Here is a 22750-nt window from a genome sequence, read left to right as displayed (position 1 = left end):
TTGCGAAATTGTAATGACCGTATGGACATTCAATGGCAAGCCGCTCTAGCGCAGGATATCATTCATGCAGCTCGCGCATACCATAGCGACGGGCGAGCGCTTGAATATTTAGCTGATTTTGCTTTTTCGCTTGCGCGCTGGTTGAATGATACGAGCGTTGTCGAATGGGATAATATTCATTCTGTATGCGAACAGCGATATGTCTCGCTACAGTCCGAATCAGAAACTTGTTTTGATGAGAACATGCTTGGTCAGTGCGAGGCATATATCGCAAAGCAGGCGAGGAGGGCGCAGCGTATTCAGCAAGACATAGTACAAAACGACTCTCAATATACGTATCAAGCTATTCTTGCGCGTGATATAATTTCAGCAATAATTCAATATCAGAATAACATCCGAATGCTTGCATATCTGACACGGTTTATAGATAGTATCGTTAGTGGTATACGGGTTAAACCAGCTATTGATTGGGCGGATGTACGCACAATTTGTCGGTGCCGGCTTGAATCGCTGCGCCAACAACGTCAGCCAGTGCCAATTGATGAGAATGCTCTTATTGCTTATCAAACGGCGCTTGTATCGCTTATTCATAAATTTTTACCTTCATAACATATGAAATCAGTCTAACGATATATTCTTGCCTGCAACATCAATAGTGAAAGGTACGGGGAATAGGTTATAGCTATCAGTATGGAAGTATCTACTACGAATACGTTTCGGGGTATACTATAAGCATGGCTGTAAAGAGTTCCGCGCCGCAAACTATCAAGCGCTATTTGAAATATGCGCTCTACCGGTATCGTGATAGTGACAATAGTGAAGCGGCATATTATTTCGCGCAGCTTGCGTTTTTACTAATGTGCGCATGCGGCGATACGCCTGCTAAATGGCGCGGCGTTTTCCGCGAGTATGATGCATCGGATTGTCGCGGCAGCAAGCAGCAATCCGAAAGTGTACAAATGACGTATAAGCAGGCGATAGCACACTGTAAGAAATCGGTCAACATGATCGCGAAAGATGGGATTGACACACTTTTAGCAGACGAGCATGAGGCATTTGATAGAGCAGATGTGCTAGAATATCCACTCTATCAACAACGCTGGATGACCCTGCGCGACTATCCGGTGCTTTATATGATATACGAGGCTGCAGATGAGGCGCTCGCTATCCGTACGACGCGCTTGATGTGGCAGAAAATTCTACTGTATGCCGATATGCTTGATGCGCCGCTTGAACATCCCGCCGTACATCTTACTGACGCTTATCGTGCTTGCCTGAAGCATTTTATTATTTTGAATACAGTCGGCGTGCTACGCACCTATAAGAATGACCCGGCGGTGCTGCGTGATATCTGTGTAGCAGTATCGCTCGTGGCAGATCTCTTAGCTAATGATGAAGTGGTGAAATGGCGTGAAATTTCAGCCATCTGCGACCAGTGTGCCGCCGCTTTCCGCTACGGCGATGACGTTGCTCTATATCGGGATTACTTGAAGACATTGCGTGCTACGTACCAGCGCGCAGTGAATGCGTATTTTGACAATACCTATCAACATAAAACCCCGCGCCATCAGGATAGCAGCTCTTGAACTGTGAGGCGGTATCGTTATAATAAACGCATATGTGGTGCCGAGCAAATAAGAAACGCCGTCGCAGCTGGGGAGTGACAATCCTTGCTAGTCTATTTGCTATAGTTTCCGGGTTTGGCGCCGTGCTTTGTTGGCTTAATCTCAGTGCTGACGTACTCCTGCCGGCAATTGTATTGAGCGGCATATGCATATTGGCGCTTATTGCTGCAGTAACTGGTAGCGCAGAATGCTTTTTCTTGATACTGACAGGATCAAGTATATGGGAGTAGAGAGGTGCTTGCATAAGTGCTATTATGGTATATGTTCTAGAGAATAGTAACTAATGGATAAGGATAGAATCGGAATGCAAGCTAAAAAGCCTTTTCTCTTACTTCAATCGCGCTCGGAAGACGAAGCGTCGGATGATGAATATCAAGCATTTTTGAAATTTGGCGGCTTAAAGCCGGCAGAGTTAACGCGGCTACGATTGGATATGGGCATGCGGCCGCAGGTTGCGTTAGATGACTACTCTGGTGTACTGATGGGCGGCGGAGCAGCAAATTTTGCGTATGATGATGCGCAGAAATCGCCTGAACAGCGCGAGTTTGAGTCGTATATTTTACCGCTGATACAGCGGATTGTCGCTACTGATACGCCGTTTCTGGGTGCATGTCTTGGCGTCGGTGCACTTGTAACAGCGTTGGGCGGGCGAACGAGCTTTGACTATAGTGAAGCGGTTGGCGCAGTTGATATTAAACTAACTCCGGAGGCAAAGAACGATCCATTGTTGGTAGGCATGCCGGCAGAATTTCGTGGTTTTGTTGGACATAAAGAAGGTGTCGTAGAACCGCCATCTCGTTGTGTGGTGTTAGCGCGATCAAGCACTTGTGTGCAGATGCTGCGGGTTGGTCGTAACGTATACGCGACACAGTTTCATCCAGAACTTGATGCCGCTGGGCTTGCGCTGCGCATCAATATATATAAACATGCTGGTTATTTTGCACCAAGCGAAGCACAGTCTCTAATTGATACTGTTCGTCGCGAACATGTTACCGAGCCGGTTAAAATATTACAGCAGTTTATCAAACGGTATAAGTAGCCATTGCGAATAGAGGCTAAGCTTCCGATAGCACGAAAAATGCAGACGCTTAAATACCCTTGACGCTTAAACATAAACGGGCGTACACTAAGGGTAAGCGGTACTAATATCGCACTAACCAAAGGAGGATTAGTATGAGTAAACTTGTCAAATTTGATCCGTTCGCTGAAATGGACGCATTGCAGCGCCATTTCTTCGACAACGACGTTTGGCCGCGCCAGATGCGTAGTGTTGCCGTGCCAACAACCGACGTCTATATGGACGGTAATAATCTTGTAGTTGAGGCGCATTTGCCGAAGTTTGAAGATAAAGATGTCAACATCTCAGTTGAGAATGATAACCTAGTAGTCCAGGCGCAGCGCCATGAAAAAGAAGAGGATAAAGGTAAGAAGTATGTTGTGCGCGAATCAAGCAGCAGCTTTTACCGCAGCGTACAGCTACCAGAGCGTGCTGACACGGATGCAATTGAAGCGCATCTGGAAGACGGCGTTCTGAAAGTTGTTGTGCCGGTAACGCCTGCTCCTGAACCGAAGAAAATTGCAGTGAAGACAAAGAAAAAGTAGCTAGTCTAGCGAGATCTTCTGCGACCGCCTACCATTTTGGTTGGCGGTCGTTTTTGAAAGGTGCTAAGACAACTAAGGTAGCAAGCCAAGGAGACATGCTACTTGTATTCATTCCCAAAAAAGTAAAAAGCCCAAGTCCTACACACTCTATACCTAATAATATAAAACATGTACGCTTGGGCAGAAACAAAGAGCCATAAGAAAGAATTAATCAAACAAACAAACAGCTCTTTGTCTATAACAATACAGCTAAACCGCCAAGCAAAATCCACATAGGAAATCTATAAAGGATAGCTCAAAGCAGTAAGCTATAAATAAAGTAAAGAAAAAGAAAGGAAGCGAGCCATAGGCAAAGCAATAAAACCCGCCATACAGCTAAGCCAATAAGCCTAAGAAGACTTAAAGGCGAGGAGACAAACCTTAAACGAAAAACTCATAGCGTCTGCAACCAGCAAACAACTAGAAGTGGCGAACTTGCGTGGTGCAGGCGCTAGCCAAAAAGGCTAACGCCTGCACCCCTCCCCGATGTGGACTAGTTCCTAGTCCACATCGGGGTCATAGGGTAGAGCCTGCGTGAGGCTCCATTCTTGATCGCCGTTGCGGCGACCTCCCGGATGATATCCGGGATCGAGCGCCGCGGAAAGGCAATTGCCTCCCCGCGACGCTCCGGATAGTACCTCAATCGCCACCCGCCATAGGTGACGATCAGAAGCGCATTGCTGTACTCAGTATCGCGTGCGATACTGAGTACAACGAACTCCTTGCAGAAGGGCTTAATCACCCCCTCTGCGGACCAGACCAGGCTGAACCTACAAGAGGGAGCAAACTCCCTCTTGTAGGTTCCGATGTTCTCCTCAAGGAGACCCCAGGCGGGGCCTCCATCTACGTAGCATCGTACGAGCGGTGCTGTGTCGGTGATCTCAGCGGTGGAGCGCAGCATGGGCGCTCTCTCCTTTCTCTCTAAAGATTCTACTTTTCGCACGGGATTGCACGAAAAGCTGATATATATATACCATACTTGCCGTATAAAGTCGATAGTTTGCGATAGAATTCGGGTGTGATAAGGTCTAAAACAGGTCAAAAAGCTATCCTCCTAAGATTTATCTGTGCTGTACAATTACTGTGTATACGTTATGTAGAATGTACTTGCACGCTCCAGGAGACATAGACTCTATGCATTTTTATGATATAATATACAAATGAGACGTGCATTTTTTCCCGAAACAGAGTATGATTTGGCTGCAATTTTACGTGTTAATGAGAAGAATGCAGATTATCTAAATGGTGCCATTGATCCTTCGGGCGAAGGAATAAGAAAGATGGCGACATGCGCATTAAAAGAGATAAGAAGAGGTGTTGATGGTTTCTGTGGTGACTACGGAACAGGTTTTCCGTATCATTCATCAGAAAAAGGCGGTCAAGTCATTAAGGATCAACCGGAATTTACACGCTACACTGGCGAGTTGTCGAATTTGATACGCAGAGAGATGGCTGTTAGGGCTTTATGGCCATGTCCGAGTTGTCAGTTAGGAGCTGATTTTACTCCGTCGCAATGCGTCGACTGTAACATAACCCCACTAAAACCTCGTACTATCATAAAAGTCATGCCGGATATGGATACTTTCGTGATCTGTGATGAGAATGACAAGAAAACGCGTGACGCTATTTGGTCAGTTGCTCAAGATAAAGGGTTTACGCAGTCTGATTTCAATACTAATGAGAGTTTGACGCGAATTGAAGGGGCGCTTGATGCGTGGGCAGAGGGGCGTAAACCAGCAAGCTATTTACCAATAGATCTGCATGTTATAGATAAGAATGATTTTATACAGGCTTGTGCCGATATAGGCGACGGCAAACTTACTCATCCGACCATATGGTCAATGTATGCAGAATGGAAAAATAATAAAAGTATTGATTTTTGGTTTGATTTTGTGTTTAGCATGACGCCTTGCCCAAGAGTGACAGATACTGAAATATTAGATGCGATTGACGAGGCTCGCTCAAGACTGACGAGATGCTATAGCGTTGATCAATTAGTTGATATTGTAATGAAGCAAAGCTACCGTGCTCGTCAACTTTTGCAATATGAGCCAACGATGGAGGCGCTGAGAGAGAAGTTAAGCTCATGGCAGCAGATCTGATAGACCTACACACCCACACAAATTGTTCGGACGGCGATTATGCTCCGGCTGAATTGCTGCGCTTAGCGAAAAAGCGGGGTGTAAAAACCATTGCTATCGCTGATCACGATACGGTTGATGGTTATGATAAAGAGTTATTTTTGCTGGCAAAAGAGCTAGAGATTGAATTAATCCCAGGAATAGAGTTTTCGACAATTGACAAAGAAAGCGGACAAAAGATTCATGCATTAGGTTTGGGGATTGATCTGGAGAATAAGGTACTGAGGGAAAAATGCACACAACTGCGCGCCGATCGAATTAAGCTAATGGGGCAGATTGCAGAAAAATTGGCGAGCTGCGGTTTTATTTTGCGGGTAGACGAGTTGGTGGCATCCGGCGAGATTATCACCAAGGCGCATATTGCGCGCGATGTTTTGGCTAATGAAGCGAATCGACATCGGTTGATTAAAGCGCATGGAAGTATGCCTCTGCAAGGCGAATTCATTGAGAAGTGGTTGATTAAAGGCTGCCCAGCGTTTGTGCCAAAAACGAAGCCGCTATTAACTCATGAGGCGATTGATATAATCCATCAGGCTGGTGGAATATCATCGTGTGCGCACCCAAGTTTTAATGTTATGAAGGGTTTTTCGCTTGAGTGCATGAAACAGCTAATCCTGCGCAATAAATTTGACGCAGTTGAAGCGATCAATATACAGTACGACAAAGAAAACGGCGATCGGCGATTTGATATGGTTCAAGAATTTACGCAATTTGCGGAAGAAAGCAGCTTGCTGATTACTGGCGGCTCGGATTATCATAGTGACAATCGCGAACTTTGGGGAAATATGCCGAGCCTGGGCATGGCGGATGAGGCAGTGCGCCCGGGGCAGGAGATGGTAGATAGCTTAAATTTACTTGTCACTTCTCGTGCTACGACTGCCGAGTAGCCGGATTTGGGAATTATTACTACGAATCTGCAGAACGAGGCTACCTTAGGCTATTTGTTTCGTGCTTGCCTTCTGAAAAGGGTAAAAGCGGTACAGGGCTATTTTTTATGGTACGTTTTCTGCAAATTAACACTAGTCTAGTGTTGGTGCAGGGTTGTGCGCAATTTTTCCACTAGACCATAAACACTAGATATGGGCACGCTATATATAGCGTGTGTGCAATGCGGTATACTGGAATAGAGAAAAGGAGAATAGTATGGGTTGGTTACGAAATTTCATATTTGGCGTAGATCCGGCACATGATGACGCGGGTCTATCAAAACAGGTACGAGATTGGGAGGCAGAGAAAAACAACGATATGTCGCCGCAGTCAGACGATGCAGTGGATAGTGAAAAAGGGCAAGAGAAAGAACAGTATGACGGTAACCAGCATACAGAGCCAAGCGCGTACCGAACCGCGTCAGGCGCGAAAGTACTGCCAACGCTTACTGTTGATCGTGTTGAGCCGCACCTGTCTAATAATCTTGCGAATTTAGAATTATGGATTACGCTGCATAATCGCTCGCCGTACGATATTGAGATTACTAAGGTTGATCTGCTGAAGCAGAGTACTGATCCAGATCGATTTTTGCGCGCCGGCGAATCGCACGAAATCCGTGTGTACCGCGGACAAACGCCGCGCGACCGCGCATACACCAAAGCATATATTGACGTAAAAATTACAGGGACGGGCGACTATTTCCGCCAAGAATATATGATTAACTACGACCTGAAAACGAGCGGCGGTGCGAACTGGTATGTGCCGGATGCATTGCGAAAATCACTGCCGCCGCGAGACATTTAAGGAGTATGATGCGATATGAGAATTTTTTATACTGATGGCAGTGCTAGTCCAAACCCGGGACCAGGCGGGTTTGCGGTAATAGAAAACAATAGGCCAGTAGCGCTTGGTTCGGAAGACGGCGAAACGACGAATATTCGCATGGAGGGGTTTGCACTTGTAACGGCGATGCGGCTAGCGGCAGGGGAGCCATGTGAAATTCATACCGATAGCGAGTTTTGGATCAATGTACTAACGAAATGGGCGCCAGGATGGGAGGAAAAGGGCTGGCGCAAAAAAAATGGCGAGATCAAAAACCTTGAGCTTGTGCAGCAGGCGTACGAATTATATCGCACGGTGCAGCCTAAGCTCGTATGGGTGCGCGGGCATGTCGGGCATGAACAAAATGAACGAGCAGACGAGTGGGCGAATAAAGCACGCCAGGGTGCGCGGCTATAATAGTTTGACAAAACGTATATTTTATTGATAAGATATATCAATATGAGTGAGTTGTGGTTGCCAAAGCAGGTGTCGGTAAGTTGCGATGACTACCGTGACGATACCAGTCTAGACGATGATTTAGCACTGGCAGTTGTTCATAAGATTGCCTATGACGGTAAGATGCAAGCGATTCATTACAGTGTAGCAACGGGACATGAAAACTGTCATGAGGCATTGATGAAGCGCGTTGGCCACGCCGGTCGTTATTTCCCGTTACCTAAAGAAGCGGCTGAGCCGCAGGCGACGGTTTGCGGGGTTCGAGACGATCCTATCTTGGGCGTGATATATGGAACAAAAGGCGCATCTCAATATGACGCGGAATTATCACCGGTACAAACGAGAGGTATGCTTAAGCTCGGCGCATATATTGTTGCGGGTGTATTGTCTTTTACTCGCGAGCACATACATGAACTTGGCGGGCAGCCGTTTACGCTAACTAGCGACCAGATAGGCGAATGGCGTCAGCGGTTTTTGCCGTATGTCACTGAACAACCGCGCTCGCGGTAGGTTTTCGTCTATAATAGAATTATGAACCAGAGACTCGCTCTCGAAATTTTATTGCATGGCGAAAGTGCACTGTTAACTGGACCGGCGGGGACGGGTAAGACGTTTGTGCTGAATCAATTTATTCGTGCAAGTAAAGATGAGGGAAAGTATGTGAGCGTGACGGCAACGACCGGACTAGCGGCGACACACCTGGGCGGCACGACGATTCACGCCTGGGCGGGGATAGGCGTACTGGATTATCTACCGGATCGATTCGTCGATCATATTACGAAAGGACGGCGTGAAATCATCGAAAAAACAGATATTTTGATCATTGATGAGATTAGTATGCTGCACGACTACCGTCTAGATATGGTTGACGAAGTATGCCGTCTGGTGCGTAAGGCGCCGGACGTACCGTTTGGCGGTATTCAGGTAGTAATGTCGGGCGACTTCTTCCAGTTGCCGCCAGTGAATCGGGCAGGCAGCCGTGAGGGTAGCTTTGTGGTGCACTCGGATGTGTGGCGCGAGCTGAATCCAGCAATTCTGTATTTAGATGAACAATTCCGTCAGCATAAGGGTGATGCGCTCCTTGATATTTTGACGAGTTTGCGGGCGAATGACCTGCGTCGTCATCACGCTGAAACATTGCTGGATCGTACCGAATACGAGCCGCCAACGGACGCTGACTTGACAGAGCTCCATACGATGAATGTTGACGTCGATCAAATCAATAGGCGAAGGCTGGCAGAGCTAGCGGGTGACGAAGTGCGGTATATACAACATACCACTGGCAGCGTGCATTACGTTGAGAACTTGCAGCGTAGTGTGCTTGCGCCGGTAGAGTTAGTGCTCAAGCTTGGCGCCCTCGTTATGGCGGTTAAGAACGACCAGAGTAAACGCTATGCGAACGGCAGTATCGGTATGGTAGTTGATTTTGAGTCGGGAACAGACTATCCAGTAGTGCAATTCCGTAACGGCAGGACGATAGTAATGCAGCCGGATACGTGGGAATTGCGCGATGGCGACAAAAAGCGGGCAAGTATCAGCCAAATTCCGCTGCGCCTAGCGTGGGCGATTACAGTGCATAAGAGCCAGGGTATGACGCTTGATGCAGCGCGCATCGACCTACGCAAAGCCTTTGTGCCCGGTATGGGCTATGTAGCACTCAGCCGCGTGCGTAATCTCGACAACCTATACCTGACAGGTATCAACCGCACAGCCCTCCAGATGAGCGACGAAGCATATACGATTGACGAGCGGCTGAAAATGCGTGCGGCAAACGATCGCGAACGATTTCAATACTTGCAAAGAAAAGCTGAGGAGCGTGCCTCTAGGCCGCTAAAAAACCTGAGTAAAAAGAAATCAAGCAGCTGGTCTGAAAAAGTTGCTAAAATGCGCGAGACTCATCCGAACGCATACAAGCCGTGGCAGCCGCAGGACGATGAAGCGTTAAAACTTGGATTCATTAACGGCGAGTCGATTGAGAATTTGAGTGCGCAGCTCGGTCGCCACGAAGGTTCAATCAGAATGCGGTTGCAGAAACATTTTGGGGAAGACGCGGTGCAGTAATGAGCATAGATGTTTGCTATAGGTGCATCTTGCTCTAATATTGACTTTTTATCAAATTTTTGTTAAAATAAAAACTCATAAGATACAAGAATAAAAATGGTTAAAAGTAAAGAACTAGGTTTGTGCAGTGCGGCTGATAGAGATCGATACGATAGATATTTTTATGGTGCCACTTCTAGGTTGGTGAACGGTATACCGCTTCCAAAGACGGTCGTAGAGAGAACCCGGGAGCGTTTTGCTAGAAATATATACGACAGTTCGGAGCATACTGACGCTTTAGGGCGAAAATTTCCGAGCGGAACCTTTTTATTTCATGGTGCAACAACTTCGCATATAGTAAAAATCCTAAATAGTGGATATTTGATGAATGCACACGCAATTGATGCGAGCACTCGTGGTAGCAACGGTGGATCTGAAGGCATCTCGTGGAGTCTCAGTGAAATCGAGGCGATACCAGGTACACGGTATCATATTGCCGGTTTCGTGGCGCCGCCGGAAGCGGTCTTAGGAAAAAATACTCAGCTAGCTGTTCCGGATAAGCCGGCTCCATTTGAAGTGGTTCAGTTGTCTAAAAATATTGATGCTGAATGGTATTATGATGAATATAAAGAAATGTGGGCACTTGAGAAGGAATACAGAGAGGTTGTAAGGCATGAGGGAAGAGATTCTGATAGGGCGCTAGCGTTGCGGCGGAATATACTTGGGAGAAAAACTATTTTGGATTCCCAGTTGAGTGCTCGCAATGATGTTAGAATTCCGGTTGATAAGCTTCACATGATCGCAGCACAGCAGGATATAGATGTATGGATAGAGGTTTTGGCGCGTTGTCCAGTAAAACCGGCTGGCATAATTACGTATGATAGCGATGAGATCTGGCGCGAAGATTTTGCTTCTGGCGAACGAGGTCATGGAGCTAAACTGACAGAATGTTTGCGCCGTGTTATATCGGATAATGATCAAACTATTCGTTTTTCTGATGTATTCGGTGGTAACTTTGACGACACTATGCGAGATCGTTCGGCAGAACATATCATTGACAGCAAATACCTAGCAAACACGAAAAGAATTGTTCTTGAGGGCAAAGCCTTAGCTGTAGTGTAATCTCTGAGGGTGCGATAAAAAAGTTTATAAAAACTATAGGTGAACGAACTGACCCCCCAAGGTCATTTAACAGTCCATTAGATTATCTATATTTACGTTTGTTCCGGATTAGTTGACTGAACCTCCTTTAACCTCGCATTATAGCTTGCAATGTCGATTGAAGCTTCTGATATATTCTGATATACTCTGATAAGTATCCTTATAGGCACACAGAGAGGAATGAGGATATGCTCGTTGTGCAACATGGATTCCTGCTCGAGCTAGTGTGGATCACCGTTGAGGATGATTCACTAGCAAAAAGAATCACCCAGTGCCACGCCGATAAGAGGTCGGTTAAGCTCAATGACTGGGTGAGCGGGGAAGAGGTTGAGGTGAAGCTGCGCGAAGTCGCCTGCCTGATGGTTGGCGTGGCTGTGTACGCTATTCTGGTGGCATTCGCGATCATCGGTCCTGTCGTGGCGGGCTGTCTCATCTCAATCAAAGACAATTGGGCTCTTGGCCTGTGTCGTATGCTCTATCTTTGGATGATTGCTTTTCTTGCAATCATCTGTCCTGTGGTAGGCCTGGACTACTTGTGGGATGCGGGCATCACCTCTCTTATCAGGAAGACCAAGGAGAGGGTGTTGCTCAGGAAAATGAAGTCCTTGAGCCGTGTGAGAGTTACACAGCCTTGTATGCAGATCTTTGCCAAAGTATGCAACAAGGATGGCGAGAGTAGTTGCATTAGTAGCCGCTGCATGGTTTTTGAGGCGGATGAAGTCAGCATTCTTGAGTCCATTCTGGCAGATGAGGTCAATGGCGTTCGTGTCGTTGATATCTGCGGAATCCTCCAGGAGGATTCCGAGTCTTCTGAGCCAATGCGCTCGTCGCTCCGCAGAGGGCTTGTGCGCAAGCTTGATGCTGCTGTTGGCCAGTACCTCGCGAGGCAGACAGCTGAGAAGGATGCAGAAGAGCGGTACCGCCAGCAGGCGGAAGACGCTGAGCGGCGCGAGCGCGAAGAGGGGTGCTGCCGCCTGACGGCTATGCGTGAGCAGCATGCAGCGCTCATGCTTGGATTTGACAATCCGAGCGATGCTGATATGTTCGCGTTGCTTGAGTATGAGGAGCTCCGAGAGCTTCGTTCTCGCAGCAAGTCCTGTCCGTCGTTCAGGCGGACGGAAGACGCCTAAGCAGGCGTAGCCGGGGGAGGCTAAAATAAGCTTCCTGTCCTAGCCCGTCTGATTTGTACAATCGTATGAATCAGATGGGCTTTTTTCTGCTACAATAAAGCCATGAATACAGAACCAACTAACACGACCGAAAACGATACACAAGAGCCAACTGATATTTTTTTGTGGGCGAACCAGGCAGATGCGCATAAAGAGGCGCTTGAGGTTGATCTATTTTTGTTTACAAAAGGCTATACGGTGTATGCCACGAATTATGCTAAGGAATTAAAGGCACAACTGAAAGTATTATTCTTGTACGATATGATCAGCCAAGTACAGACTGGAGCAGCGACGGGCATGCACGTGCGTGATTTTGAGGCGGCTGCCGCCGAAGAAAACGTGCTGGAGCGCACGACGCTTGATAAGGTTGATCACGCTCAAGAGGTGATTGAGCAAATCCGTTACGGCGAAGAAAGCTTGGAGGTATTCCGCGAAGGAGACCACGAGTTTAAGAAAGTAAAAGGAATTGTGGCGCGGTTTAGCCGTCCAGGCGTGGAACCGTTTTTTGTGGCAAAGATATTGCCGCAATCGCAGGTGCTGAAGGGTGCAACAGCATGGATGTATAACGGCGATTCATTCCAGCCGTTTAGTGCTGATGTGGGCCTAAGGATTACGCCGGATAATCAGGTTCTAATCGCCGGGAACGACATTTTTGCATTCAGCGAATCAAAGTTTATCAGATTGTTCGGGTATGACGCTAAACAATTTGCGGTAGCGGAAGAAAAAATTGCTGAAATTGAGCAAAACTTTAAGTTGAAGTTTCCTGAGGGTATGACGTTTGATGCATTGGTGCGCGATACGAAATCGCTGGTGGGTAAGCTCCAAAAAGTCAATGTTGGACTAGTGACGCAGGATCAAGTGATTGAACAGGCGGACGAAATGGGCTTAGAGTTGATGACAGACGAAAACACGGGCGAAATCATCATTATGGATGCGAAAGACGCGGCGAAATTCGTGAACTTGCTTAACGATGATTATGTAACGAGCGACATGACCGGTATTCGATACGAGCTTAAAGGTAAAAAGGAGCTAAAAGATACTGCGCCAGACGATATGGGGGCGCCGGCTGAACTGTAATGGTTACTAGATTGTCTAAGTAGATAGGGGCGTTACCTGGCTCTGGTATAATGGAGCTCATGAGTGAGCGGCGGTTGATGCTAAAATTTCCAAAGCGGTTTTTGTGGGGTGTTGCAACATCGGCGCACCAAGTTGAAGGCGGTCTGCATAATAATTGGACAGTTTGGGAGCAAGAGAATGCGAGATCGCTGGCGGCGCAGGCACCGTATCAATATGGTGATTTAGACAGTTGGAGCGCAGTGAAGCAGGCAGCGAAATCGCCCGACAATTACGTTTCCGGTAAAGCGACAAACCACTACGAATTATATGAGCAGGATTTAGATCTGGTGCGTAAAATGAACATGAACGCATTTCGTTTGAGCATTGAATGGTCGCGAATCCAACCTGAGAAGGGTGCGTGGGACGCGGCGGCAGTTGAGCATTACAAGGCGGTGCTTGCGGCGTGCAAACAGCGTGGCATTGAGCCGATCGTAACACTGTTTCACTTCACGTTGCCAGTATGGTTTGCGGAGATTGGCGGGTTTGAAAAACGTGCGAATGTGAAGTATTTTGTCGAATTTGCTGAGCGTATTTTGCAGGAATTGGGGTCGCGGGTGCGCTATATTATCACAGTGAATGAGCCGTGCGTGTATGCGAACGAGAGCTACTTACGCGGCAGCTGGCCGCCGCAAATACAGAACTGGCGGCGCATGCGCGCGGTGCTTAGAAATCTTGCGGCAGCGCATAACCGTGTAGCTGACATCGTACACAGAGTGAATCGGCGTTACAAAGTGTCAGTAGCGAAAAATAGTACGTATATCTATCCGGGCGACGATGCGGCACTGACGGTGCGCGCAGCAGGAGCTATGCAATATCTGCAAGACGATTATTTCTTAAGAAAGGTTATAAAGCGTTGCGATTTCATCGGCGTGAATTATTACCAGAGCGCACGCGTGTATGGTTACCGCGTGCATAATCCCGATATTGAGGTGAATGATTTAGGTTGGGACATGCAGCCGCAATATCTGCAGCAGGTGTTAGAGCGGCTGTACGATACGTACCATAAGCCGGTGTTTGTGACGGAGAACGGCGTAGCGGACGCTGGAGACCAGTATCGTAAGCATTGGTTGGCACAATCGGTTGTGGCGATGAATCAAGCGATTGTGCATGGTGTTGATGTGCTCGGGTATTTGCATTGGAGTTTAACTGATAACTTTGAGTGGGATAAGGGATTCTGGCCGCGATTTGGATTATTTGATGTAAGCTATACAACGCTTGTGCGGTCGCCACGCCCGAGCGCGTTGTGGCTGGCGCGGTTCTTGAAGCGACAAAAGGAGATGCGAGATGGCAAACGATGAAATTACCGGCGTAAAAATAGTCGTTATCGGCGGCGGTACGGGCAGTTTCACGCTGCTACAGGGTGTTAAGCGTTACGTTAAGCATGTGACTGCACTCGTTAATATGGCGGATGACGGTGGTTCGACAGGGCAGCTGCGCGATGAGTTGGGTGTGCTGCCGCCTGGCGACGTGCGCCAGTGCTTGGTGGCACTGAGCGATAGCCCAAAAGTGCGCGACCTCTTTAATTATCGGTTTGATGAAGGCAGCCTAAAGGGTCATGCGTTTGGTAATTTATTTTTGACAGCGCTTGAAAAAATGACGGGCAACTTTGGCGAGGCGGTTGAACTGGCAGGGCGCGTGCTGAACATTGAAGGGCGTGTTGAACCGGTGACGCTGAGCGATGTTACGCTCTGTGTCGAAGGGGTAGACGGGCGTCCGGTGAAGGGACAATTTACGATTGCGCATCAAGAAATTGCGAAGCACCCGAACATCTGGCTAGAGCCGACGGCGGTGGCGAACCCTGCGGCGGTACGGGCAATCTTAAGGGCGGATTTAGTCGTTGTTGCGCCGGGAAATCTGTATGGCAGCTTGGCGCCGGTGTTAGTGATCGATGGGATTCAGCGCGCGCTGCACGAGACGCGCGCAAAATGCGTGTACGTGTGTAATTTAGTGACAAAGCCCGGACAAACGGATGGGTTCACGGTGAAGGATTTTGCGAGCGAGATTGAGCGCTTAGCGGGCGGCGAGTTTTTAGATTATGTTGTGTTTAATAACGATGAACCGTCGCCGGAACTGATGGAGAAGTATGCACACGACGGGGAGCTGGTTGTGAAGTATGATCTTGATGAGCTGCGCCGGCAACATTACGAATTTCGTGGCGTGCCGATTCTTGCGAAGCAGATGTGGGCGGGGGCGCAGGCGAGCGATCCGATCGCGTCGGCGCGTAGTTTTATCCGGCACGACTCGGATGCGGTAGCGCGGCAACTGATGCGTCTATATTTTGCGTAAAACAAAAATGTAGCAAAAAGTGCTACGCTATATCGTTGATAATTTGTAAAGATACCTCTGTTGCTATCTTGATTTTTCCACAGTTTTGTGGAAAACATAACCACGTTGTTCTAAAAAGTCAAAAAATAGGCTTGCGAAATACTCATAGAACGGTGTATCATAAAGCCAGTGGCAAAAGCATTACCAATACATGGTAAAAAATAAACACCACAAAATAATAAATATAAAAAGAAAGCAGGGGAAGTATGACGCAAACCATGGTGAGCCAGTCGGTAGATTCGGTAGTTGGTGCTGTGATTCGTGTTCCTCAGACCCGGGTCTCGCGCGTATCGCTTGCGCTTGGCGTATAGCAGCGTTTGCTTGATGCACCTTTACAATTTGTCGACATCCTCGAGATCAACAATCTGGTAGTGAGCATGTGGATTATTGACCCACAATATAAAAATAGTCAAATGCACCTTTCTCTAAAACACCTCCCAAAAACTCCACCTCACACACAAGTCTCTCAAAAGGCGTCGCTTCTTAAGGACTATGAGTTGTTTGACAATTCTCCTATAACGGTAGCGTCACCTGACTTTTACAGAAAACAAACACTACAATATGCGAAAACAAACAGCTCGCTACTGGTTTGGTGATCTCGAGTTTCTCTATCGTTACCAAGAGTGGTATGATGGAGAAAATGAGTATTAAAGAACATCCACCACTTCATGTTCCAGTTCTGCTTAATGACGTTATCGCGCTGCTTACACCCCGTTTAGGTGAGACTTACCTTGATCTAACTGCGGGCTACGGCGGGCATGCGCAGGCGATATTAGCACGAACGCAGCAGTATCCCGGTACCGTATTGGTTGACCGGGATGAGTTTGCTCATACGAATTTAAGCGAGTTTCTAGCGAAAGGAGCTCAGCTTTTGCATACCGATTTTGTGTCGGCTGCGCGTCAGCTGGTCGAGCAGGGTAGGCAATTTGATATGATTTTACTTGATTTGGGGGTGTCGTCACCACAGCTCGACCGAGCTGAGCGAGGATTCTCGTTCGCAAAAAGCGGACCGCTGGATATGCGAATGGATCGACGCCAATCGTTAACCGCCGCCGATGTTGTTAATGTGTGGACGGCGGAGCGAATTGCGCAGATCATTCGTGACTTCGGCGAGGAGTCTCCGCGCGCTGCTATGCGGTATGCGCATAGTATCGTGGCGGCACGACCGCTTGAAACGACGATAGATCTTGCCCGCGCGGTAGAGCAGGCGTATCGTGGGCCATATAGGCGCACGCATCCCGCCACTCGAGTCTTTCAGGCGATTCGAATTGCCGTTAACGACGAACTCGGGCAAATTAAAACAGTCATGCCGCTACTTCCGGCGCTGCTTACACGCGGCGGAAGAGTAGGAGTGATCAGTTTTCATAGCCTTGAGGATCGAATCGTGAAACGGTACTTCGCCGAACAGGCTGCGGCCGGCTACGAGGCGAACCTCCGTATTATTACGAAGCATCCCGTTAGCGGCGCAAATAACGACGTTCACAATCTGCGTTCGCGTAGCGCTAAGCTGCGCGTCGCTGTGAAAATATAACACAAACAGAAAGGGGGATGTAGCTATGACACGTCACATCCAAGTCCAAGACAAGAACGAAGCCGTGCGCAGCGTTGTTGTACGCCGTAGGGTATAAGCTTCTTGCACTTCACGCTTAAGCGCCCCTTCCGGGGGTGCTTAAGCTGCTGATAAAGCAGAATGATGAAACAAAGGGGCAGCCGGTACGCGTTGCCATAGTATTAACATAAGAACAAACATTCCACTACCATGCCATATCATCGAACAGTACAATTTAATAGCCGGCGCCAAGGTAATTATGGGCGTAATCGCAATACAGTTGCTTTTGCATCGGCTGTCAAGCTTGGTCCCGTGTCGCATACAGTGATCGTTGCTTTGATGATTACGATTCTAGGTCTGATATACTTAACACAGGCGACACGCGTGTCGAGCTATGATTATGCGGCGAATACTATGTCTGATAAAATTTCGTCGTTGACTGAACAAAAGAATGATTTAGCGGTCGAGAATGCTCGTTTGACAGCACTTCAGTCGGTGAAGGGGAGCAGTGTTGCGCAAGCAATGACGTCGCCAGCTGATACACAATATGTGAGCAAATAAGTAAGTATGAATATAGGTAGTCGAGGTGATGCGCGGATTAGCGCGTTGGGTATTTTGACGCTTATAGCGCTGCTATTAATGGTAGCGCAGCTTTTTCGTGTGCAAGTACTGCAACATAGCTATTATGTCCAGTTGGCAGATAAAGAGCATATCAAAAAGTTTACGCTCCGCGCGGCGCGTGGGGAAATCTACGCGATGGACGGCGATACGCCGACGAAACTCGTGATGAATACGACGGTGTATACGGTTTGGGTTGATCCAACACTCATCGTAGACAAGCAGAAAGTAATCGATGTGATGAACCGTGTGGCGGGCGGTAATGTACGCAAAGATTTTCGTCAATACTTAGATGCAAAGCATACGCGCTACCAAGTGATCGCGACGAAAGTTAGCCGTATACAGGCGCAGAAAATCAAAGACGAGAAGCTTGCTGGTGTCGGATTTGATGCATCGACGCAGCGCGTTTATCCGGAGGGAGCGCTTGCGAGCCAGGTGCTTGGCTTCGTGAATAGTGAAGGGAAGGGGAAGTACGGTTTTGAACAAGCAAACGACGAGATACTCTCTGGTAAAGACGGCGAGCTAAAAACTGTGACCGATGTACGCGATGTGCCGCTGACCGTGACCGACAAGAATATCAAAAAACCAGCTGTGAATGGCAAAAATATGGTGCTGACAATTGATCGCAATGTGCAATCAAAAGTTGAAGAAGCTCTTATGGCAGGCGTAAAGCGAAGCGGTGCGACGCGGGCGAGTGCAATTGTGATGGATCCGCGAACGGGTAAAGTGCTTGCGATGGCGAATGTGCCGACGTACGACCCGTCTAATTTAAATGTGAAGGACGTGGCAGTTTTTAATAACAGTACAGTCTCAAGTCCGTATGAGCCGGGTTCGGATATTAAAACCTTTACGGTTGCGACAGGTATTGACCGCGGCGTGATTACACCCGATAGTACCTACAATAACACCGGTAAGATTAAAGTTGAAGGCATTACTATTAACAATGCAACAAAGAGTATGGCGGTGACAGGCACTATTACGATGCAAACAGCGCTGAACTGGTCGCTTAACACCGGCATGGTGACGATCGCGCAGCGTTTAGGCAATGGCACATATATTACGCGTGCTGCGCGCAATACGATTTATGAATATTTTCATGACAAATTTAAGCTGGGCGAACTGACCGGTATTGAGCTTGCGAATGAAGCGAAAGGCACGATTATCTCACCGCTGCAGCAAGAGGGCAATGCGGTACGTTATAGCAACATGGTATTCGGGCAAGGTATGGATGCGACGATGCTGCAAGTAGCAAGCGGCTTTTGCGCAGTGGTAAACGGCGGAACGTATTTCGCGCCGACGATTATTAACGGTACAATTAACGACGATGGCGCTTTTACGCCAGCAGGCGCAAAGACGCAAACGCGCGTCATCACTGAAGCAACGTCAACGACGGTGCGCGAAATGGTTCACCAATCACATTATGCAACGTACAATCCAAAAGACGGTTCGGATCGCTATCTTGTGGGCGGCAAGACTGGCACGTCTGAAACGATTGTGAATGGTAAGTATGCCAGCGATCAGACGATTGGAACATATTTGGGTTACGGCGGCGAAAAAGGGCAGATTCCGCGTTACGTTATTATGGTTGAAATCGCTGCTGACGGCAAAGACATGGGCGGCGGCAGCGATGCGAAGCCGATTTTCAACGATATCTCAAATTGGATGCTTCGCTATTTAATGCTAACGCCACAGGGCTAGACGGGGTATACTAGATAGCATGACAATCGTAAATTTCTCAAACGAATTGAACCAAACCTTTGCGTTAAGCGTGGCAGCGTTTTTATTGGCGATGATGTTAACGCCGGTTTATACGCATTTTGCATATAAGTATAAGTTTTGGAAAACGCAGCGCAGCGCAGCGGTAACAGGGGAGAAGTTAAAGATTTTTAATAAACTGCACAAAGAGAAGATTGCGCGGCATGTTCCGACAATGGCAGGTACTATCGCAGTGGCAGCGATTACAGCGATTACATTAGCGTGCAACCTTGACCGGGCACAGACCTGGTTGCCGCTCGCGGCATTACTCGGCGGAGCATTTGTCGGGTTGATCGACGATGTGCTCAATGTGTTTGGCTCAAATCGTAAGGATGCCGGGCTGCGCAGCTGGGTAAAGTTTGCGATGGTTACTGCAATGAGCATTGTGCTCGGTTGGTTCTTCTATACGAAGCTTGGCTACAATACGATCCATATACCGTATCTTGGCGAGTGGCAAGTCGGCGCGTGGATTATTTTCTTTTTCGTATTGGCGGTGGTGTCAACGGGTAATGCGGTGAATATCAGCGACGGACTTGATGGACTGGCGGGCGGGTTGTTGGTGATGTCTTTTTCAGCGTTTGGTGTAATTGCGCTACTGCAGGGGCATATTAAGCTAGCGGGATTCTGCTTTACGGTAGTAGGCGCATTACTGAGCTACCTGTGGTTTAATATTTACCCGGCGCGGTTTTTCATGGGCGATGTTGGCAGCTTTGCATTTGGGACAAGCTTAGGTGTTGTTGCGATGATGACGAATACGTTGTTCTTGCTGCCGATTATCGGGGTTTTGTTTGTTGTTGAGGCTGGTTCAAGTTTACTACAAATCATCAGCAAGAAACTATTTCATCGTAAGATATTCATCTCAGCGCCGATTCATCATCACCTAGAAGCGACAGGCTGGCCGGAAGTAAAAGTTACGATGCGCTTTTGGGTAATCGCTGGCGTAGCAGCATTCATTGGCATGTTGATGGCGCTGAGCGGGGGACATATTACCTCATGAAAGGTTTAGCTTCATCACGTCGAGAAACGGCTCGTGTTCGTGTAAAAAGCCGGGAGCAGCGGCGGCATCGTCCCGATTACATGATCATCATGTGTATGGGCGTGCTGATGCTCATTGGTTTGGTTGTGATGTATGCGATTGGTCCGCAGCGCGCTAATGTAATGAATGCGGCATATAACGGCTCGTATTCGGCGACATATTTTGCATTTAAACAATTCGTTAGTTTACTTCTCGCGCTTGGCGTGTTCGTCGCATTAGCGCTTGTGCCGTTCTCGACGCTAAAAAATCAAGCAACAAAAATTATGGCTGCAGCGATTATTGCGTCTGCATTGCTGTTTTTGGTGGGAAATGTTGCACATATCGATACGTTTGCACAGGCGACGTTAGGTGCGTATCGTTGGTTTAATCTTGGCAGTTTCGGCGGATTCCAGCCGTCTGAATTAATGAAGTTTGCTGTTGTTATATTCATGGCAGTGTTTTTGAGCAGTCGTTATCAGCAGGGTAAAATTGACGACTTAAAAGAAACGGTTTATCCGATGGCAGGGCTCTTGGCGTTATTGTTGCTTATCGTTGTTGTCATTCAGAAAGACATGGGTACGGGTGTGTCAATCGCAGCAGCGGTTGTGTCCATGTTTATTGTCAGTACGATGAACTGGAAGATTTTGGCAAAAATTGCAGGCGTTGGTGTTATTCTAGGACTTTTACTGGTTGTGTTATCGCCGCACCGTATGGAGCGCATTAGTACGTTTTTTAGTTCTGGCAACGACGTTGCTGCAGCGGACGAGCGTGATAATAATTACCATATTAAAAACGCAATGATAGCATTAGGGACGGGCGGTTTATTTGGGCGCGGGATTGGTAAAAGTATTCAAGCGACTGGATATTTACCCGAGGCGGTAAATGACTCAATTTTTGCAATCATGGGCGAAATCTTTGGGTTTGCCGGCACGATTTGTATCATTGGGCTATTTGGTATTCTGTTATTCCGCATTTTGCGTATTGCCGATCAGCTTCCCGATATGTCTATGCGAATCGCAGCAGCGGGCGTGTTTGGTTGGTTGCTTGCGCACGTTGTGATGAATATTGCTTCAATGATTGGGTTGATTCCTCTCACAGGTATTACGTTGCCGCTGCTTAGTTTCGGTGGAACGAGCATGATTTTTATGAGCGGCGCGTTAGGTGTCGTATTTCAACTTTCGCGGTATACTAATCATAAGTCAGTTACTATGAAGGAGGATGCCCGTGCGGATTTTGGCAGCAGGCGGCGGGTCGGGCGGACACGTTACGCCGGTCGTCGCAGTATTGCGTGAATTGCGGAAAATAGAACCAAACATAGAGATTCGGTTCTGGGTTGATTATGCATTTGAAAAACAAGCGCGTACTGTCATGGGCGGGTACGATGATTCAATTCGTGTCGATACAATTGTGAGCGGTAAACTGCGCCGGTATCATCATTTGAAATGGTGGCATCAGTTGATGAGATTTCGTACGATTACGCTGCCTAATATTATTGATGCGGTTAAGGTAGGTATTGGGTTTATACAATGCTTGTGCAAGCTAGTTGCGTGGCGCCCGGATGTCGTTTTTGCGAAAGGCGGGTATGTATGTTTGCCGGTCGGTTTGGCGGCGCATGTACTGCGGATTCCGCTTGTTATTCACGATTCTGACGCGCACCCCGGCTTGACGAATCGCGTTTTAGCGCGCTGGGCAGATGCAATTGGTACAGGCGCGCCGCTGAAATTTTATCCGTATCCGCGCGAAATATCGCAGTATGTAGGTGTGCCAATTATGGAAGATTTTGTACCATATAGTGACGGGCGGCGGCGTGAAAACAAAGCAAAGTTTGGATTTGATCCAAGGCGACCGCTTATCGTTGTGACGGGCGGCGGCCTTGGTGCACAGCGAATTAACGACGCTGTCGTTGCAACGTTGCCACAGCTCGTTAAGCAGTCGAATATTATTCTTATCACCGGCGCGCAGCAATATAGCAATATTCGCGCACGTGTTCCGAACGATACCGATCAGGTGCATATTCATGATTTTATTAGCAGCGGGCTGGTTGATATGCTTGGTGCGGCAGACATTGTTGTGGCGCGTGCAGGTGCTACAACAATTTTGGAGCTTGCAGCACTCGCTAAGCCGACGATTTTGGTACCGAATGGCTATCTAACGGGTGGCCATCAGCTAAAAAATGCGGCAGTGTACGAGGAAAAAGGTGCGGTGAAAGTAATTGATGAACTGCAGCTAGATGATCATCCTGAGATACTTGTTCGGATGATTGAGACGTTGCTCGCTGATCGTGCAGCAATGGCACGTATGGGCGCAGCATTTTTGACCTTTGCCCGCCCGCAGGCAGCGCGTGATATGGCGGATATGATCATTCGAACCGCTAAGCGTAAGTGATATAA

The 22750-nt window shown here is 47.9% G+C and carries 23 protein-coding genes; 22 read left to right on the top strand and 1 reads right to left on the bottom strand.

All coding sequences use genetic code 11. The annotated features are described in order from the left end of the window. Positions 1 to 21: 21 nt before the first annotated feature. The 5 genes from J5A52_04025 (at position 22) to J5A52_04005 (ending at position 3227) form a co-directional block, all read left to right on the top strand. Positions 22 to 609, top strand: coding sequence for a hypothetical protein (locus tag J5A52_04025; GenBank protein ID QUB37286.1), 588 nt, complete (start codon positions 22 to 24; stop codon positions 607 to 609). Between the two features lie 125 nt (positions 610 to 734). Continuing rightward, positions 735 to 1586: a hypothetical protein gene (locus J5A52_04020; GenBank protein ID QUB37285.1), complete on the top strand. Its 852-nt coding sequence runs from the start codon at positions 735 to 737 to the stop codon at positions 1584 to 1586. 32 nt (positions 1587 to 1618) lie between these two features. After that, positions 1619 to 1855 carry a hypothetical protein gene (locus J5A52_04015; protein QUB37284.1) on the top strand — a complete coding sequence of 79 codons (237 nt, stop codon included), beginning with the start codon at positions 1619 to 1621 and terminating at the stop codon, positions 1853 to 1855. A 74-nt stretch (positions 1856 to 1929) separates the two neighbouring features. Beyond that, complete coding sequence (locus J5A52_04010; GenBank protein ID QUB38010.1) at positions 1930 to 2664, top strand: glutamine amidotransferase; 735 nt, start codon at positions 1930 to 1932, stop codon at positions 2662 to 2664. A gap of 134 nt (positions 2665 to 2798) precedes the next feature. Further along, entirely contained in the window at positions 2799 to 3227 is a 429-nt protein-coding gene (locus J5A52_04005; GenBank protein QUB37283.1) for an Hsp20/alpha crystallin family protein, read from the top strand. 532 nt (positions 3228 to 3759) lie between these two features. Here the strand turns inward: J5A52_04005 and J5A52_04000 are convergent. Next, the gene (locus tag J5A52_04000; GenBank protein ID QUB37282.1) at positions 3760 to 4167 is read right to left on the bottom strand and encodes a hypothetical protein; all 408 of its coding nucleotides are present in this window, start codon (positions 4165 to 4167) and stop codon (positions 3760 to 3762) included. A gap of 259 nt (positions 4168 to 4426) precedes the next feature. Here J5A52_04000 and J5A52_03995 point away from each other — a divergent pair, with 259 nt between their 5' ends. The 17 genes from J5A52_03995 (at position 4427) to J5A52_03915 (ending at position 22745) form a co-directional block, all read left to right on the top strand. Continuing rightward, a complete protein-coding gene (locus J5A52_03995) occupies positions 4427 to 5368 on the top strand; it encodes a hypothetical protein (protein QUB37281.1) in 942 nt (313 codons plus the stop codon). Then, positions 5353 to 6294 carry a PHP domain-containing protein gene (locus J5A52_03990; GenBank protein QUB37280.1) on the top strand — a complete coding sequence of 314 codons (942 nt, stop codon included), beginning with the start codon at positions 5353 to 5355 and terminating at the stop codon, positions 6292 to 6294. The genes J5A52_03995 and J5A52_03990 overlap by 16 nt, the downstream gene beginning before the upstream one ends. Before the next feature lie 256 nt (positions 6295 to 6550). Continuing rightward, positions 6551 to 7138, top strand: coding sequence for a hypothetical protein (locus J5A52_03985; protein QUB37279.1), 588 nt, complete (start codon positions 6551 to 6553; stop codon positions 7136 to 7138). A gap of 15 nt (positions 7139 to 7153) precedes the next feature. Continuing rightward, positions 7154 to 7573: a ribonuclease HI gene (locus J5A52_03980; GenBank protein ID QUB37278.1), complete on the top strand. Its 420-nt coding sequence runs from the start codon at positions 7154 to 7156 to the stop codon at positions 7571 to 7573. A 42-nt stretch (positions 7574 to 7615) separates the two neighbouring features. Next, positions 7616 to 8122, top strand: a complete 507-nt coding sequence (locus J5A52_03975) for a hypothetical protein (GenBank protein QUB37277.1) — start codon at positions 7616 to 7618, stop codon at positions 8120 to 8122. A 21-nt stretch (positions 8123 to 8143) separates the two neighbouring features. Further along, on the top strand, positions 8144 to 9673 hold the full coding sequence (locus J5A52_03970; protein ID QUB37276.1) for an AAA family ATPase: 1530 nt from the start codon (positions 8144 to 8146) through the stop codon (positions 9671 to 9673). A 96-nt stretch (positions 9674 to 9769) separates the two neighbouring features. After that, a complete protein-coding gene (locus J5A52_03965) occupies positions 9770 to 10774 on the top strand; it encodes a hypothetical protein (protein ID QUB37275.1) in 1005 nt (334 codons plus the stop codon). A 737-nt stretch (positions 10775 to 11511) separates the two neighbouring features. Further along, positions 11512 to 11943 (top strand): hypothetical protein, encoded by a 432-nt coding sequence (locus J5A52_03960; protein QUB37274.1) that lies wholly within the window; start codon positions 11512 to 11514, stop codon positions 11941 to 11943. Positions 11944 to 12045: 102 nt separating this feature from the next. Next, positions 12046 to 13059, top strand: a complete 1014-nt coding sequence (locus tag J5A52_03955; protein ID QUB37273.1) for a DUF4868 domain-containing protein — start codon at positions 12046 to 12048, stop codon at positions 13057 to 13059. Positions 13060 to 13118: 59 nt separating this feature from the next. Then, complete coding sequence (locus tag J5A52_03950; protein QUB37272.1) at positions 13119 to 14396, top strand: glycoside hydrolase family 1 protein; 1278 nt, start codon at positions 13119 to 13121, stop codon at positions 14394 to 14396. Beyond that, complete coding sequence (locus J5A52_03945; GenBank protein QUB37271.1) at positions 14383 to 15384, top strand: YvcK family protein; 1002 nt, start codon at positions 14383 to 14385, stop codon at positions 15382 to 15384. The genes J5A52_03950 and J5A52_03945 overlap by 14 nt, the downstream gene beginning before the upstream one ends. Positions 15385 to 16051: 667 nt before the next feature. After that, the gene (gene rsmH, locus J5A52_03940) at positions 16052 to 16954 is read left to right on the top strand and encodes a 16S rRNA (cytosine(1402)-N(4))-methyltransferase RsmH (protein ID QUB37270.1); all 903 of its coding nucleotides are present in this window, start codon (positions 16052 to 16054) and stop codon (positions 16952 to 16954) included. A 228-nt stretch (positions 16955 to 17182) separates the two neighbouring features. Next, positions 17183 to 17533 (top strand): hypothetical protein, encoded by a 351-nt coding sequence (locus J5A52_03935; GenBank protein QUB37269.1) that lies wholly within the window; start codon positions 17183 to 17185, stop codon positions 17531 to 17533. A 6-nt stretch (positions 17534 to 17539) separates the two neighbouring features. Continuing rightward, the gene (locus J5A52_03930) at positions 17540 to 19288 is read left to right on the top strand and encodes a penicillin-binding protein 2 (protein ID QUB37268.1); all 1749 of its coding nucleotides are present in this window, start codon (positions 17540 to 17542) and stop codon (positions 19286 to 19288) included. Between the two features lie 19 nt (positions 19289 to 19307). After that, positions 19308 to 20342, top strand: a complete 1035-nt coding sequence (mraY, locus tag J5A52_03925) for a phospho-N-acetylmuramoyl-pentapeptide-transferase (GenBank protein ID QUB37267.1) — start codon at positions 19308 to 19310, stop codon at positions 20340 to 20342. Further along, on the top strand, positions 20270 to 21652 hold the full coding sequence (locus J5A52_03920; GenBank protein QUB37266.1) for an FtsW/RodA/SpoVE family cell cycle protein: 1383 nt from the start codon (positions 20270 to 20272) through the stop codon (positions 21650 to 21652). The genes mraY and J5A52_03920 overlap by 73 nt, the downstream gene beginning before the upstream one ends. Further along, on the top strand, positions 21585 to 22745 hold the full coding sequence (locus J5A52_03915; protein QUB37265.1) for a UDP-N-acetylglucosamine--N-acetylmuramyl-(pentapeptide) pyrophosphoryl-undecaprenol N-acetylglucosamine transferase: 1161 nt from the start codon (positions 21585 to 21587) through the stop codon (positions 22743 to 22745). The genes J5A52_03920 and J5A52_03915 overlap by 68 nt, the downstream gene beginning before the upstream one ends. The last annotated feature ends 5 nt before the right edge of the window (positions 22746 to 22750 follow it).

Origin of the sequence: TM7 phylum sp. oral taxon 349, assembly GCA_018127705.1 — a bacterium.
GTDB lineage: Bacteria > Patescibacteriota > Saccharimonadia > Saccharimonadales > Saccharimonadaceae > Saccharimonas.
This window is presented reverse-complemented; position numbering and strand designations above follow the sequence as displayed.